Here is a 13,797-nt window from a genome sequence, read left to right as displayed (position 1 = left end):
GGATTTGGTGGATTCTTGCGCGTCTCCTTTTGCGGGTGCATCTTCGGTTTCCGGTCATTCGCGGAAGACACATGCAGGACGTTCTGGAAGGGTACGCGAAAGCGGCGACAGCGGATTTCATCGCTGCGTATGACGGGCTTCCACCAGAACGCATATATGAACACGTCATCGACTTATTCCCAAACCGCAATGCCAAGGTTGCAGATATTGGAGCTGGGACGGGTCGAGATGCAGCGTGGTTCGCGTACAGAGGATACGATGTGCTAGCCGTCGAGCCGGTTCGCGAACTTCGCGAGTCTGGTCAAGCGCTCCATGCTGCCCCAAATATTAAGTGGCTGGATGATCGCTTGCCACATCTTGGCGCAGTGCCGGCTCACGGCACGTTCGATCTCGTGACCCTCTGCGCTGTGTGGCAGCACCTTACCGACGAAGGTCGGGCAATCGCCATGCCTCGCCTCGCGACGATGATCGCACCGAGCGGTATGCTCATTATGTCGCTTCGGCACGGCCCCGGCGCGACGGGTCGCAGGGTATTTCCTGTGTCCTCCGGCACGACGATCGAAACGGCACGGGCTTGTGGACTCCGCCTCATACGTAGGCAGGATGCTAATTCCGTCCAAGCGGGCAATCAGGCTATGGGTGTTTCTTGGACTTGGCTCGCCTTCGAGAAGGTCGGCTAACTGGACGCTTTAAAACGGGGCTGATTGTCGCACTCTAGGGCGAAAGCGGCCCACTCCCAAACGTCACCCCGGCCTTGTGCCGGGGCCTACCGGGCGGCTGGACGAGGCGCTCTAGACGTTAGGGTATCGCTGGCGGCGCAGTAGGCCCCGGCACGAGGCCGGGGTGACAGGGAAGGACAAGGGGAAAGATGGGCCGCCAAATCCCCCTCTGGCAAAGTCGGAAATCATCGCTCATCGTGCCACCAAGCCGGTTCCCGTCTGACCCCAACAGGGGGTACCCCCCTGGGATGGTCGTAACCTTTGTAACCTTTCGCGAAGGAAAGTTCGATGCTGCTCGCCCTCCTCCTCGCTGCGACCCCCCTCGCTGCCCCTGCCGACGACGCGGCACTGAAGGCGCGGGTCGAGCGGCTGCTCACTGCCACGCCGGTGATCGACGGGCATAACGACCTGCCGTGGGAAATCCGGGTCAATCACGACGCCAAGGTCGAAGCGCTCGACCTGACCAAGGATACCTCCAAACTCCCCAAGCCGCTCCAGACCGACATTCCCCGGCTGAAGAAAGGCCATGTCGGCGCGCAATTCTGGTCGGTGTGGATCACCGCCGACAATCTCGGCCCGCGCGCGGTGGTGATGACGCTCGAGGAAATCGACATCGTCAAACGCTTCGTCGCCGCCAATCCGGGCAGCTTCGAAATGGCGGGCACCGCCGCCGACATCCGCCGGATCAGCAAGGCGGGCAAGATCGCCTCGCTGATGGGGGTCGAGGGCGGGCACCAGATCGATGGGCGGCTGTCGGTGCTGCGGCGCTATCACGATCTTGGCGTGCGTTACATGACGCTCACCCACACCAAGAGCCTGCCCTGGGCCGATGCCTCGACCGATGATCCGCGTTCGGGCGGCTTGAGCGGCTTCGGCAGGCAGGTCGTGGCGGAAATGAACCGCATCGGCATGATCGTCGACATCAGCCATGTCTCGGATGCGACGATGGCGGCGGTGCTGGCCGCGACAAAGGCGCCGGTGATGGCGTCGCACTCCTCGGCACGCGCGCTCGACAATGCCCCGCGCAACATCCCCGACGACCTGCTCGCGAAAATCGGCGCCAATGGCGGCGTGGTGATGGTCAATTTCTACCCCAGCTTCACCTCGCAGCCGTGGCGCGACTGGGACAAGGCGCGGACGGATTATGCCAAATCGATCGGCGCGGCGGCTGAGCCCTATGGCGCCAATGCCCCCGCACCGATGGTGGCGTGGGACAAGGCGCATCCGCAGCCGCTCGTCACGTCGGCGACGATCGCCGACCATGTCGAGCATATCGCCAAGGTCGCGGGCAAGGCGAGCGTCGGGCTGGGGAGCGATTATGACGGGATCAACGGCACATCGCCGACCGACATGACCGGGGTCGATGGCTATCCCGCGTTGTTCGTCGAACTCGCGCGGCGCGGGTGGACCGATGCCGAGCTCGCGGGCTTGGCGCAGGGCAATATCCTGCGGGTGATGGAAAAGGTCGAAGCCGTGGCGGCGGGGATGGCGGGGATGCCGCCGGTCGATGCGATCGACCGGCCTTGAATAAGCGCGGCGTGAAACCGCACGATTCAGCGCAGCGCAGGCACGGCTTACCCGCGCGCTGTCAGTCGCGATAACCCGATGTTAGCAAAGGCGAATTATCCTTCCGCTGTCATTGCAGCGAGGGGAGAAAGATGGTGGTCAGGTTGGTGATGCTCGGTGGTTTCGGTGTCCTCGTCGTCGGGGCGATGGCGGTCCATTATGCCGATCGCTCGCTCAATTACGTTGAGGTGCAGGCGCGCGTCGATAATGTCAGTTCGGAATGCCACCTTGAGCGTACAACCAACCACATCGTCAGCCGCCGGCGCGAATGGACGCGCGACATGGACTGCGATCTCGCCAAGGAACTGCGGGACGAAGATCCCGACATGAAGGGGATGCACATCAAGCGGACGACCAAGGTGATGCTGCGCTACACTTCGCCGGTCGACGGCCAGATCCACAGCGGCAGCTATTATGTGTCGAGCAAGGACGACGAACAAAAGGCGCCGCAGCCGGGCAGCGTGGTCGGCATTCTCGCCAACACGTCGAAGCCGGACAAGATCCAGCGGCTCTGACGTCGCCGCGTCAGAAGCCTGACAGGAAGCTTGCCAGATTAGCGCCGAGCGCCTCGACGGCATAGCCGCCTTCCATCAGCAGCACGCTCGGCCAGCCGCGCGCGGCGATGTCGGCGGCGAGCACGGCGTAATCGGGGGTGGCGAGCTTGAAATGGCTGATCGGGTCGCCTTCCCATGTGTCGGCGCCGAAGCTGACGATCAGCAGGTCGGGGCCGAACGCCGCGATGGCATCGAGCGCGGTGGCTTGCGCCTGTCGGAACGCGCCCAGCGTCGCGCCTTGCGGCAGCGGCAGGTTGAGCGTCGCGCCCGCGCCTGCCCCTTCGCCGCGTTCATCGGCGTGCCCCCAGTAAAAGGGGTAATCGGTCGCCGGATCGGCGTGGATGCTGGCGTAGAACACATCGCTGCGCTCCCAGAAGATATCCTGCGTGCCGTTGCCGTGGTGGTAATCGATGTCGAGGATCGCGACCCGCGCCGCGCCTGCATCGCGCGCCGCCTGAGCGGTGATGGCAGCAGCGTTGAGGTAGCAATAGCCGCCCAGATAATCCGCCCCGGCATGATGCCCCGGTGGGCGACAAAGCGCGAAGGCGGCGCGCTCGCCTCCTTGCACGGCGTCGAGCGCGGCGAGCGCCGACTGCACGCTCCAATAAGCGGCGTCATAGCTGTCGGCAGTGAGCGGCGTCGACGCGTCGAAGCTGTAGCGCCCGATCAGCGCGTCGATCCGGTCGAGATTGAGCGGCCGCCGCCCGACTACGGGCCAGACATAGCCGATCACATCGCCCGGCCGCCCTGCCTCGGCCCAGCGCGCGGGCGCGGTTTTGAGGAAATCGAGATAATCGGCGCTGTGGATCGCGCGGATCGCCGCCTCGCCGCGATCCGCAGGCGCCTCGACCTCGCCGATCCCGGTCAGCAGTGCTTCGGCGCGCGCCGGGCTTTCGGCATAAGCGGTGAAGCCGCCATTGTGGAGCTCCTGCAAGGGGGCATGGTCAAGCTGGCGGGGCGAGAAGAAACGGCGCATCGGGCATTCCTACCCGGTCGGCACCAGAGCGCAATGGGGCCGCCCGCCCCGATGATTCGACCGTGGCGGTCGAATTTAATAGCCACCTCTCGGTCTGCGGCTATCGTGGCGCCATGACGCTTGACCCCTTCGAGATGACGGCGCTGATCCTTGCCGCCACCACGCTGGCGAGCTGGATCAATGCACGCACGCTGAAGCTCCCGGTCGCGGTGGGGCTGCTCGTTTTCGGGCTGCTGCTGAGCGCCTGTGTCGGGCTGGCCGATCTGGCCATGCCCGGTCTCGGCATCGGCGCGTTGTTCGGCTCGATCGAGCAGCAGATCGATTTCCCCTATCTCGTGCTCAATATCTTGCTCGCCTATCTGCTGTTTGCGGGCGCGATGAACGTCAATGTGGCGGCGCTGATCGGGCGCGGCTGGGCAGTCGGCGCGCTCGCGCTGATCGGCACGGTGATCACCACCATCCTGATCGCGCTGGCGTTCTGGAGCAGCTGTCGGCTGCTCGGGATCGAAATGCCGCTCAGCTGGGCGCTGGTGTTCGGCGCGCTGATTACGCCCACCGATCCGATCGCGGTGCTGGCAATGACCAAGCGGACCGATCTTGAACCCGGGCTGCAGGCGCAGTTGGAGGGCGAAGCTTTGTTCAACGATGGCGTCGCGGTCGTGCTGTTCAAGGCGCTGCTCGCCTATGCTGCGGGGGCGGGCGCGGGCGGGGCGGCGGGGCATATGGACCTCGCGCTGCTGGCCGAACATGCCGCGATCGAGGCGGTTGGCGGAATCGCGCTGGGGCTGGTGGTGGCGGTGGTGGCGGTCTGGATCATGGGCGCAGTCGACGACTGGATCACCGAAACGCTGATTACCTTTGCCAGCGCGACATTGGTCTATGCCGTCGCGCTCAACCTTGGCCTGTCGGGGCCATTGGGAGTCGTCGCGGCGGGGCTGGTGATGGGATCGGACTGGTCGGAGCGCGCAATGGCGCCGCGCGCGACCGCCTATATCCACAGCTTCTGGCACGTGATCGACGAGGGGATGAACGCGGTGCTGTTCTTCCTGGTCGGCATCAAGGCCTTTTCGCTCCAGCTGTCGCCTGTGGCGCTGGTGCTGATGGCGAGTGCGGCGGCGATGGTGCTGGCGGCACGCTGGATAACGGTGTCGGCGCTGGGTGCGGGGCTGATGCTGGCCGGGAAGAAGTTGCCGCTCAAGCTTTACAACGTGCTCACCTGGGCCGGGGTGCGCGGTGGGCTGTCGATCGCGCTGGTGCTGTCGATCCCCGATTTTCCCGGTCGCCAAACGATTTTTGCCGCAGCCCTTGGCGTCGTCGTCTTCTCGATCGTGGTCCAGAGCATGACGATGGAGGCGCTCGCGCTCAGGACTGGCTATGGCAGCGCCAAGGCCGACCCCGAACCGACGCATTGATCACGGGGCGAGGACGGGACCGCAAGTTGCACGGCGCGCAATCGTGGGTGCGAGCGTCACAAATCGACCGATTGTCGTTCCGCGCCCGTGCCAAGCGGCGTATAACCGCGAGCGTGCAAACGGCGCATTGGAGCAAGGTATAAGGCGGATGAGCGTGGGCCTGTGGATTGCGGCAGTGCCGATTGGCATTGCCCAGTTGTGGCTGTTGCTGTTCGTCGTGCCTGCGCTGTTCAATGCGCACACGTCGGCTGGCCTTGCCGCCGCAATCCTGCTCGCGCTGGCCGTCCCGGTGGCGATGGCCGCCGAAATCACCTCGCGCCGCCGCCGCTTGGACGGTTAGCGCACCGGGCATTCCCGCACGGGCGCTGGGAGAGCAAAAATGGCTTATTCGAGTGAAGTCGCCCTGCCGCGCTTCGGCGCGTTGCGGCGGATGGGGTTGCTGGGGCTGGCGCTGGCGTTGATCGTCGTGCTCGGCCTGTTGCTGACGAGCAGCTTTGCGCGCGTGCAGCCGGGCTATGTCGGCATTCGCGTCAACAACATCGGCAGCGACGCCGGTGTCGTCTCGCAGTCGCTGCCGGTCGGCTGGTATTTCGCGCCGCCGGGGACCAACATTTACGAATATCCGGTGTTCACGCGTACCTATACCTGGACCAAATCGCCGACCGAACAGACGACGGTCGACGAAAGCTTCGCGTTTCAGGACAAGAACGGGCTGGGTCTGTCGGCCGATGTTGCGGTTGCCTATCACGTCGACCCAACCCGCGCGCCGATCCTGTTCTCGCGCTATCGCAGCGACATGGACGCGATCATTTCGGGGCCGCTGCGCAACGCGATCCGCAACGCAATCGTCGAGCGCGCGTCGCAGCTTGGGGTCGAGGAGATCTATGGCCCGCACAAGAGCGAGCTGGTCGCGACCGCGCTGCGCCGCGTGCAGGGCTATTTCGCGCCAGTGGGCTTGCAGGTTGAGCAGCTTTACTGGGCGGGCAATATCGTCGTCCCCGACGCGGTGCTCCAGCAGATCAATGCGAAGATCGCCAATGAGCAAGCCGCGCTTGCCGCCCAAGCCAATGTCGCCACCGCCAAGGCCAATGCCGATGCGCGCATCGCCAAGGCGCGCGGCGATGCTGAAGCGATTCAAGTGGAGGCCGAAGCGATCCGCACCAACCCGGAAATCGTCAATCTGCGCGCGGTCGAGAAATGGGACGGCAAGCTGCCAACCTACACCGGCGGCGGCGGCCCGCTGCCGTTCATTCAGGCGAAGTAAGCAAATCCTCCCCCCGGAACGGGGGGAGGGGGACCATGCGCAGCATGGTGGAGGGGGCCGGGCCGCAAGCAAATCGCCCGTGGCCCGGCCCCCTCCGTCGGCCTGCGGCCGCCACCTCCCCCTGTGAAGGGGGAGGATTTAGTTGGCCAACGCCTCGGCGATCAGTTTGCGCGAGTTGTCGATCCCGTAGAGCGCGATGAAGCTGCCCATGCGCGGACCCTGGCTGGTGCCGAGCAGCGTTTCGTAGAGCGCCTTGAACCAGTCGCGTAAGGTTTCGAACCCTCCCAAATCACCGAACTGCGTCTTGCCGATTTCATAGACAATGTTCTGGATATCCTCGGCAGACGTATCGGCTGCGAGCTTCGCCAATTCGGCATCGAGCGCTTCGAGCGCGGCACGCTCCACCCCTTCGGGCGCACGCCGTTGGAGCGTGGGGGCCACGAAATCGCGGTTATACGCCAGCGCCTTGTCGATCAGATTGTCGAGCGCCGGGTAGGTCGCGGGGTCGGCATCGGCGACATAATTGCCCAGATACCCCCACACCTGCTCGCGCGTCGCCTGCGCGCCCATCACCCCGACAAGGTTGAGCAACAGCCCGAACGTCACCGGCAGCGCTTCTTCGGGCGGCGGGCCATTGTGGATATGGTGGACCGGATTGCCGAGCCGCTGTTCGACCGGCTGCTCGGCATAATTGGCGCGGAACTGCCAGTAATCGTCGATCGCGCGCGGGATCACGCCCATGTGCAGCGACTTGGCCTTGCGCGGCTCGCGGTAGATGTAGAAGGCCAGGCTCTCGTCCGAGCCATAGGTCAGCCATTGTTCGAGGCTGAGCCCATTGCCCTTCGACTTCGAAATCTTCTCGCCCTTCTCATCAAGGAACATCTCGTAATTGAAACCCTCGGGCGGGCGGGCGCCCAGCACCCGCGCGATCTTGCCCGATTGCGTCACCGAATCGATCAGGTCCTTGCCCGACATCTCGTAATCGACGCCCAGCGCGACCCAGCGCATCGCCCAGTCGACCTTCCACTGGAGCTTGGCCTGCCCGCCGAGGATCGACTGGATGATCCGCTCGCCCGCATCATCGAACGCAATCAGCCCGGCATCGGCGTCGATCACGTCGACCGGCACTTGCAGCACCACGCCCGACTTGGGGCTGACCGGCAGCACCGGCGAATAGGTCGCGCGCCGCTCGGCGCCGAGCGTCGGCAGCATCACGTCGAGGATCGCTTGGAAATTGCGCAGGACGCTCTTCAGCGCGTCGTCAAACCGGCCGCTGGCATAGTAATCGGTCGACGAGGCGAATTCATACTCGAACCCGAACTGGTCGAGGAACGCCCGCAGCATCACATTGTTGTGCGCGGCGAAGCTCTCGTGGCAACCGAACGGATCGGGAATGCGGCTGAGCGGCTTGCCGAGATACTCGGCCAGCATCGCCTTGTTCGGCACATTGTCGGGCACCTTGCGCAGCCCGTCCATGTCGTCGCTGAACGCGATCAACCGCGTTGGCGTGTCGGACAAAGTCTCGAACGCGCGGCGGACCATCGTCGTGCGCAGCACTTCGTTGAACGTGCCGATATGCGGCAGCCCCGACGGGCCGTAGCCCGTTTCGAACAGGATCGCTTCGCCACCGGGCTTGCCGCCCGGATAGCGCTTGAGCAGCTTGCGCGCTTCCTCATAGGGCCAGGCCTTGGAGTCGGTGGCGGCAGCGCGCAGCGCGGCAGCGTCGATGGGGAGATGTGCAAATGTCGTCATGGGGCTGCGGTCCTAGCGAACCCGGCGCGCGACTGCTAGACCTACGCGCGCGCCATGCCGAGCCTGCCCCGCCCCATCACCGAGCGCGCGCCTGTCGACCGCGCGACGTTCGAAGCCGAGATCGTGCCCGCCGCACAGCCGGTGGTGCTGCGCGGTCAGGTTGCTGACTGGCCGCTGGTCGCCGCCGCACGGACATCTAGCGACGCCTTTGCCACCGCTTTGCGCGCACAAGCCAACGACGTTGCGGGCGAAGCGTGGTTCGGCGCGCCTTCGATCAAGGGCCGGTTCGGCTTCACCGATGATCTGGCGGGGCATAATTTCGACCGCCGCCTCGCGACGATCGATCAATTGCTCGACCTGATCCTGCGCCAGTGCGACGATGGAGAACCGTGGAGCGTCTATGCTGGCGCGCTGCCGGTCGCCAAGCATCTGCCCCGCTTCCGTGCGACTCATCCGATGCCGCTGATTGATGCCGATCGCTACATGCTCGTGTCGTTGTAGCTCGGCAATCGTACCAAGACGGCGGCGCATTGGGACTTGCCGCAGAATCTCGCCTGCGTCGTCGCCGGTCGTCGCCGCTTCACGCTGTTCCCGACCGATCAGGTCGCCAATCTCTATGTCGGGCCGATCGATTTCACGCTTGCCGGGCAACCATCGAGCCTTGCCGATATCGAGGCGCCCGATTTTGCGCGCTTTCCGCGCCTCGCCCAAGCGTTCGAGCAGGCGCTGACGGTCGAGCTTGAGCCCGGCGACGTGCTCTACATCCCCAGCCTGTGGTGGCACGGGGTGACGGGGCTGGAACCCGTGGGGGCGATGATCAACTATTGGTGGCGCGATGGCCCCGCGCGAATGATGACACCGATGCTGTCGCTCAAGCACGCGTTGATGACGATGCGCGGGCTTCCGGCGAATGAAAAGGCGGCGTGGCGGGCGATGTTCGACCATTATCTGTTCGGCGACGACCCGGCTGCGCATCTGCCCGAGCATGCACGCGGCGTGCTCGGCGACTTGACGCCTGAGGCACTCGCGCGGCTGATGGCCGAACTTGCCGCCGCGCTTCGCCGCTAACAAGTTGCCAATCTGTTCCCAATCGCCGACAAGCGGTTGGTGATCGATCTCCCCTATCCGGCGCTCCACGCAAGCCATGGCGGCATCTGGGCAGCGGGCGAAAGCACGCGCTCGCTGTCGCGCGGCGAAGCAATCCGCATGGCGGCGGACACGCCGATGATCCTGCTCAACGCGCCGCTGGTCGCGCAGCGGCTGGGCTATGCCGAGCTGTCGGGGCTCGACGTGCTCGAGCTGTTCGCGTTCCTGTTCCCCGCGCGCTTCATGGTGCCGACGCCGAAGGGGCTGGCGGCGGCGGTCGGCCTGGAAGTGCCGCAGCGCGATCAGGACGTGGCGGCGTTCCTGCGCGCCGCGACCGAGCGCCTGCTGGCGGTACCGGCGGGCGAGTGGCCCGAACGCGAGGGGGCGTGGACTTCGCTCCAGACGCTGGCGCGGTTGCGCTGGCCCTGGGCGCCGCTGCTCGTCGACCGCCTTGCCAAGCCCGCCAAGGGTGAAGCGTTCCTGTTCACGCGCCTCCCCGAATGGACTGAGGCCGCGCCGCGCCCAGCCCCGCGCACGGTGACGCTCGATGCTGGTGACGCCCGCGCGCGGCTCGCCACGCTCACCGGTGCCGATGCCGAGCAACGCCCGGGCCAGCGCGCCTTTGCCGATGCCGCTGGCGCGGCCTTCGCCCCGCGCGACCGCCGCGATTCGCCCAATCTGGTGCTCGCCGAGGCCGGGACGGGGATCGGCAAGACGCTCGGCTATCTCGCGCCTGCCTCGCTCTGGGCCGAGCGCGCGGGCGGCGCGGTGTGGGTGTCGACCTTTACCAAGACGCTCCAGCGCCAGCTCGCGCATGAAACCGCGCGGCTGTTCCCCGATCCTGCGGTGCGGCGCGCGAAGGTGGTGACGCGCAAGGGCCGCGAGAATTACGCCTGCCTGCTCAATCTGGAGGATGCGCTGCAAGGCGGGTTCGCGGGGCGCGCGGCGATTCTTGCGCAGCTGGTGGCGCGCTGGGCGGCCTATACCGCCGATGGCGACATGGTCGGCGGCGATCTCCCCGGCTGGCTGCCAACGCTGTTCCGGCGCACCGGCGCGATTGCGCTGACCGATCGGCGCGGCGAGTGCGTCTATGCCGGCTGCCCGCATTACCGCAAATGCTTCATCGAGCGCGCCGCGCGCGCGTCGGCCGATGCCGATATCGTCATCGCCAATCACGCGCTGGTGATGGTCAACGCGGCGCGGGGTCGGGAGGTGGCGACGCGCCCGACGCGTTATGTGTTCGACGAAGGGCATCATTTGTTCGATGCCGCCGACGCAATGTTTGGCGTGGCGCTGACGGGGGCCGAGACGATCGAATTGCGCCGCTGGGTGATGGGGCCGGAGGCGAACGCGCGGGGACGACGGCGGGGGCTCGCCGCGCGGCTGTCCGATGTCGCCAGCTACGACACCGGCGGCGCCGAAGCGATCAACGCCGCTGCCCGCGCGGCGCAGGCGCTGCCGGGCGAAGGCTGGCTCCAGCGATTGGGCGAAGGCGCACCGTTCGGCCCGGTTGAGGCCTTGCTCGCCGCCGTGCGCGGCCTTGTCTATGCGCGCGGCGAGGGCAAGGACGATGCAGGCTATGGCCTCGAAACCGAACTCGCCGAGCCTGACGCCGGGCTGATCGAGGCCGCCGGACCCGCCGCCGCCGCGCTCGCCGCGCTGCATCAGCCGCTGGTCGCGCTCGGGCGACGGCTCGACGCGGTGCTCGATGAAGGCCCCGACTGGATGGACGGCCCGGCGCGCGCCCGCATCGAAGGCGCGATTGCCTCGCTCGGCTGGCGGGCGGAAACGGTTGCGGCGTGGCTGGCGCTGGTCGCGCGGATCGGTGGGCCGACCGATCCCGATTTCGTCGACTGGCTCGCGGTCGAGCGCGTCGAGGGGCGCGAATATGACATCGGCCTGCACCGCCGCTGGCTCGACCCGACCCGACCCTTTGCCGAGATCGTGCTGAAACCGGCGCAAGGCGCGCTCGTCACTTCGGCGACGCTGACGGCGGGCGGCGGCTGGGATGTGGCGGACGCACGCACCGGGGCGATCCATTTGCCCGCGCCGCCGGTGCATTTCGAAGCGCTCAGCCCGTTCGATTATGCTGAGGCCGCTGAAGTGCTGATCGTCACCGATGTGAAGCGCGGCGACACCGCGGCGCTCGCCAATGCCTATGCCCGGCTGATCGTCGCGGCGGGGGGTGGGACGCTGGGGCTGTTCACCGCGATCCGGCGGCTGCGCGCGGTGCATGCCCGCATCGCCGATCGGCTGGCGCGCGAAGGGCTGCCGCTCCACGCCCAGCATGTCGATCCAATCGACACGGGCACGTTGGTCGATATTTTCCGCGACGATGCGCGCGCGTCGCTGCTCGGCACCGATGCCTTGCGCGACGGCGTGGATGTGCCCGGCCATTCGCTAAGGCTGGTGGTGCTTGAGGGCGTGCCCTGGGCCAAGCCGACCGTGCTCCACGCCGCGCGGCGGCTCGCGGGCGGGGGTGCTGCCTATGACGACCGGCTGGTGCGCGCGCGGCTCGCGCAGGCGTTCGGGCGGCTGATTCGCCGTGCGGATGATCGCGGCGCCTTCGTGCTACTGTCGGCGGCGATGCCCTCGCGGTTGTTGTCGGCGTTTCCCGAAGGCGTGCCGATTGCGCGCGTCACCCTCGACGAAGCGGTCGCGCGGGTGCAATCACGCCTTTCAACCGTCACATCGCTGGGGCATGAGGTTCGCGCAACGACATAAAGAGAGGCGATGAAAAGGCTGACCCTGCTGCGCCACGCCAAATCGGGCTATGGCGACCGCGACCAGCGCGATTTCGACCGCGTGCTCAACGCCCGCGGCGAGCGGGCCGCCGTCGCCATCGGTCGCGCGTTAAAGGCCGAAGGCGCGCGCTTCGACCGCGTCATCGCGTCCGACGCTGCGCGCGTTGCCGGGACGATCGCGCTGGTCGAGCGCGGGCTTGGCGCCGCACTCGACCCGATCTGGGAGCGGCGCATTTATTTGGCATCGGCGGCGACCTTGCTCGAAATCGTCCAGACGCAGCCCGATAGCGCCGATCATGTGCTGCTGGCAGGGCATAATCCGGGGCTTGAGGATCTGGTGCTGATGCTTGTCCCCGAGCGCGCCGACGATGCCTTGCGCGCCGCCGTGTATGAAAAGCTCCCGACCGGCAGCCGGATCGAACTCGAATTCGATGTCGACAGCTGGGCCGCCGCCGATGCCGCGCGGATCACCCGCTTCACCCGTCCCCGCGATCTCGACCCTGAACTCGGGCCGGATGAGGATACCGATTGACGCCCGCTGTCTCCCAATGCTCCGTTCGTTTCGAGCGCAGTCGAGAAACAGGCCGCAAGCATCGCCACGCGTGTCTCGACTTCGCTCGACACTAACGGGCCGGGGTGGCCCACTTAGCGATGACTCGCTCTAGCGCTTCAGCTTGTCCCTAAGCGCCGCCAGCGCACCGAACGGCCCCGCTTCCTCCTCGGCAACCACACCCGCCGCGCGCAGCGATTCTGCTGCCTCCGGTCCGCGCGGGAAGGGATCGAGCGCGAGCGCCATCGTTTCCGCCGCTGCCTCGCCCAGATCGATCGCGCTGCCCGCATAGGGGATCGTGTCGAGCGCATCATCGGCCAGCTCGATCTCGTCGCCGTCGGGCACCTCAGCATCGGGCACGAAACGCAGCGCGACGGCCTCATCGACGTGCGTTGTCAGCGGCGCGCCGGTGACGACACAGGCTTGCACGACATCGGCCTCGACCTGGCCCGTCACGACAATGCCGCTGGTTTCTTCGTGGAGCGACAGCGTCGCCGTCAGCCGGTCGACGCTGACCAGCCCGAATCTTACTGCAAGCGCCGCACGCTCGCTCGCATCGGCCTCGATGGCCACGCTGCGCGGTCGCGCGCCGATCGCGTCGATGCGCTCGGGCCGCGAAAATTCGGGCGTCACGCGAGCATGCCGGCAATGATCACCGGGCTCGGCTGTTCAGCGAGGCGCGCGGCGAAATCGCTCAGTGCCTCGGCGACATGCCTCAGCGCAGCCGCGCCCGGATCAACCCCGCGATAAAGATTGCGCAGCAACGGCGTGCGCAGGTCGCCTGCCGCCAGCCCCTCGCGATAGGCACCGAGTCGCCCGCCGAGCATGCTCACCATCTGGCCGACATATTTGCCCAAGCCGACATCGCCGATGCCGCTCTGGCGCAACTGTGCGTCCATGTCTTCGATGAATGTTTCGGTCAGCGCGACCGATGCCGGCGCCGCCGCCGGATCGGCCTCGAGCCGCAGCAAGACCAACGACAGGATCGCGGCGATCATGTCGAACCGCCCGTCCATCGTATCGGGCACCGCGCCCGCGAGATACCAGTGCGGCTCGCGCCCGCGCGCGACAATCGCGGCGTAAAGCGCCGCCACCCCGCTGTCGTCGGTGGTCGCGCCGCCGAATATCCCGCCCAAAAATCGCTTCATGCCATGCTGCCTTGCCAACTGCCTTG

At 66.5% G+C, this 13,797-nt stretch carries 12 protein-coding genes and 1 pseudogene; 9 read left to right on the top strand and 4 right to left on the bottom strand.

All coding sequences use genetic code 11. The features are described from left to right. The first annotated feature begins 71 nt into the window (after nt 1–71). The 3 genes from K2W81_RS04440 to K2W81_RS04430 all read left to right on the top strand — a co-directional run bounded on the left by K2W81_RS04440 (nt 72) and on the right by K2W81_RS04430 (nt 2,800). Entirely contained in the window at nt 72–680 is a 609-nt protein-coding gene (locus K2W81_RS04440) for a bifunctional 2-polyprenyl-6-hydroxyphenol methylase/3-demethylubiquinol 3-O-methyltransferase UbiG (protein WP_294101797.1), read from the top strand. A gap of 327 nt (nt 681–1,007) precedes the next feature. Beyond that, nucleotides 1,008–2,246 (top strand): dipeptidase, encoded by a 1,239-nt coding sequence (locus K2W81_RS04435; protein WP_294101795.1) that lies wholly within the window; start codon nt 1,008–1,010, stop codon nt 2,244–2,246. Nucleotides 2,247–2,377: 131 nt separating this feature from the next. Then, a complete protein-coding gene (locus tag K2W81_RS04430) occupies nt 2,378–2,800 on the top strand; it encodes a hypothetical protein (protein WP_294101793.1) in 423 nt (140 codons plus the stop codon). A 10-nt stretch (nt 2,801–2,810) separates the two neighbouring features. Here the strand turns inward: K2W81_RS04430 and K2W81_RS04425 are convergent, their stop codons facing one another. Beyond that, nucleotides 2,811–3,815 (bottom strand): histone deacetylase family protein, encoded by a 1,005-nt coding sequence (locus tag K2W81_RS04425; protein ID WP_294101792.1) that lies wholly within the window; start codon nt 3,813–3,815, stop codon nt 2,811–2,813. A 113-nt stretch (nt 3,816–3,928) separates the two neighbouring features. On the opposite strand from K2W81_RS04425, the gene K2W81_RS04420 reads away from it, so the two are divergent. From K2W81_RS04420 to K2W81_RS04410, 3 genes are all read left to right on the top strand, one after another. Beyond that, nucleotides 3,929–5,227 carry a sodium:proton antiporter gene (locus K2W81_RS04420; protein WP_294101790.1) on the top strand — a complete coding sequence of 433 codons (1,299 nt, stop codon included), beginning with the start codon at nt 3,929–3,931 and terminating at the stop codon, nt 5,225–5,227. Between the two features lie 148 nt (nt 5,228–5,375). Next, nucleotides 5,376–5,567: a hypothetical protein gene (locus K2W81_RS04415; RefSeq protein WP_294101788.1), complete on the top strand. Its 192-nt coding sequence runs from the start codon at nt 5,376–5,378 to the stop codon at nt 5,565–5,567. 39 nt (nt 5,568–5,606) lie between these two features. Next, complete coding sequence (locus tag K2W81_RS04410) at nt 5,607–6,491, top strand: SPFH domain-containing protein (RefSeq protein WP_294101786.1); 885 nt, start codon at nt 5,607–5,609, stop codon at nt 6,489–6,491. Nucleotides 6,492–6,629: 138 nt separating this feature from the next. Here K2W81_RS04410 and K2W81_RS04405 read toward each other — a convergent pair whose 3' ends face one another. Then, nucleotides 6,630–8,243 carry a lysine--tRNA ligase gene (locus tag K2W81_RS04405; RefSeq protein WP_294101784.1) on the bottom strand — a complete coding sequence of 538 codons (1,614 nt, stop codon included), beginning with the start codon at nt 8,241–8,243 and terminating at the stop codon, nt 6,630–6,632. A gap of 54 nt (nt 8,244–8,297) precedes the next feature. On the opposite strand from K2W81_RS04405, the pseudogene K2W81_RS04400 reads away from it, so the two are divergent. The 3 genes and pseudogenes from K2W81_RS04400 to K2W81_RS04390 all read left to right on the top strand — a co-directional run bounded on the left by K2W81_RS04400 (nt 8,298) and on the right by K2W81_RS04390 (nt 12,605). After that, nucleotides 8,298–9,311, top strand: a pseudogene (locus K2W81_RS04400) (cupin-like domain-containing protein). 39 nt (nt 9,312–9,350) lie between these two features. Further along, complete coding sequence (locus tag K2W81_RS04395) at nt 9,351–12,053, top strand: ATP-dependent DNA helicase (RefSeq protein ID WP_294101783.1); 2,703 nt, start codon at nt 9,351–9,353, stop codon at nt 12,051–12,053. 9 nt (nt 12,054–12,062) lie between these two features. Beyond that, the gene (locus K2W81_RS04390) at nt 12,063–12,605 is read left to right on the top strand and encodes a histidine phosphatase family protein (protein WP_294101782.1); all 543 of its coding nucleotides are present in this window, start codon (nt 12,063–12,065) and stop codon (nt 12,603–12,605) included. A 129-nt stretch (nt 12,606–12,734) separates the two neighbouring features. Here the strand turns inward: K2W81_RS04390 and K2W81_RS04385 are convergent, their stop codons facing one another. Together K2W81_RS04385 and K2W81_RS04380 are read right to left on the bottom strand one after the other, a co-directional pair. Beyond that, nucleotides 12,735–13,256, bottom strand: a complete 522-nt coding sequence (locus K2W81_RS04385; protein ID WP_294101781.1) for a DUF177 domain-containing protein — start codon at nt 13,254–13,256, stop codon at nt 12,735–12,737. After that, nucleotides 13,253–13,771, bottom strand: coding sequence for a ubiquinol-cytochrome C chaperone family protein (locus K2W81_RS04380; RefSeq protein ID WP_294101780.1), 519 nt, complete (start codon nt 13,769–13,771; stop codon nt 13,253–13,255). The genes K2W81_RS04385 and K2W81_RS04380 overlap by 4 nt, the downstream gene beginning before the upstream one ends. Nucleotides 13,772–13,797 lie beyond the last annotated feature (26 nt).

The organism is Sphingomonas sp., from assembly GCF_019749955.1.
Taxonomy (GTDB): domain Bacteria; phylum Pseudomonadota; class Alphaproteobacteria; order Sphingomonadales; family Sphingomonadaceae; genus Sphingomonas.
Note: the sequence above shows the minus strand (reverse complement) of the source record. Positions and strands in the feature narration are given on the sequence as shown.

Bases quoted from the DNA above. Each gene is read 5' to 3' on its own strand.
- K2W81_RS04420 (WP_294101790.1), top strand. From the start codon at position 3,929: ATGACGCTTGACCCCTTCGAGATGACGGCGCTGATCCTTGCCGCCACC.
- K2W81_RS04405 (WP_294101784.1), bottom strand. From the start codon at position 8,243: ATGACGACATTTGCACATCTCCCCATCGACGCTGCCGCGCTGCGCGCT.
- K2W81_RS04380 (WP_294101780.1), bottom strand. From the start codon at position 13,771: ATGAAGCGATTTTTGGGCGGGATATTCGGCGGCGCGACCACCGACGAC.
- K2W81_RS04440 (WP_294101797.1), top strand. From the start codon at position 72: ATGCAGGACGTTCTGGAAGGGTACGCGAAAGCGGCGACAGCGGATTTC.
- K2W81_RS04425 (WP_294101792.1), bottom strand. From the start codon at position 3,815: ATGCGCCGTTTCTTCTCGCCCCGCCAGCTTGACCATGCCCCCTTGCAG.
- K2W81_RS04410 (WP_294101786.1), top strand. From the start codon at position 5,607: ATGGCTTATTCGAGTGAAGTCGCCCTGCCGCGCTTCGGCGCGTTGCGG.
- K2W81_RS04430 (WP_294101793.1), top strand. From the start codon at position 2,378: ATGGTGGTCAGGTTGGTGATGCTCGGTGGTTTCGGTGTCCTCGTCGTC.
- K2W81_RS04415 (WP_294101788.1), top strand. From the start codon at position 5,376: ATGAGCGTGGGCCTGTGGATTGCGGCAGTGCCGATTGGCATTGCCCAG.
- K2W81_RS04390 (WP_294101782.1), top strand. From the start codon at position 12,063: ATGAAAAGGCTGACCCTGCTGCGCCACGCCAAATCGGGCTATGGCGAC.
- K2W81_RS04435 (WP_294101795.1), top strand. From the start codon at position 1,008: ATGCTGCTCGCCCTCCTCCTCGCTGCGACCCCCCTCGCTGCCCCTGCC.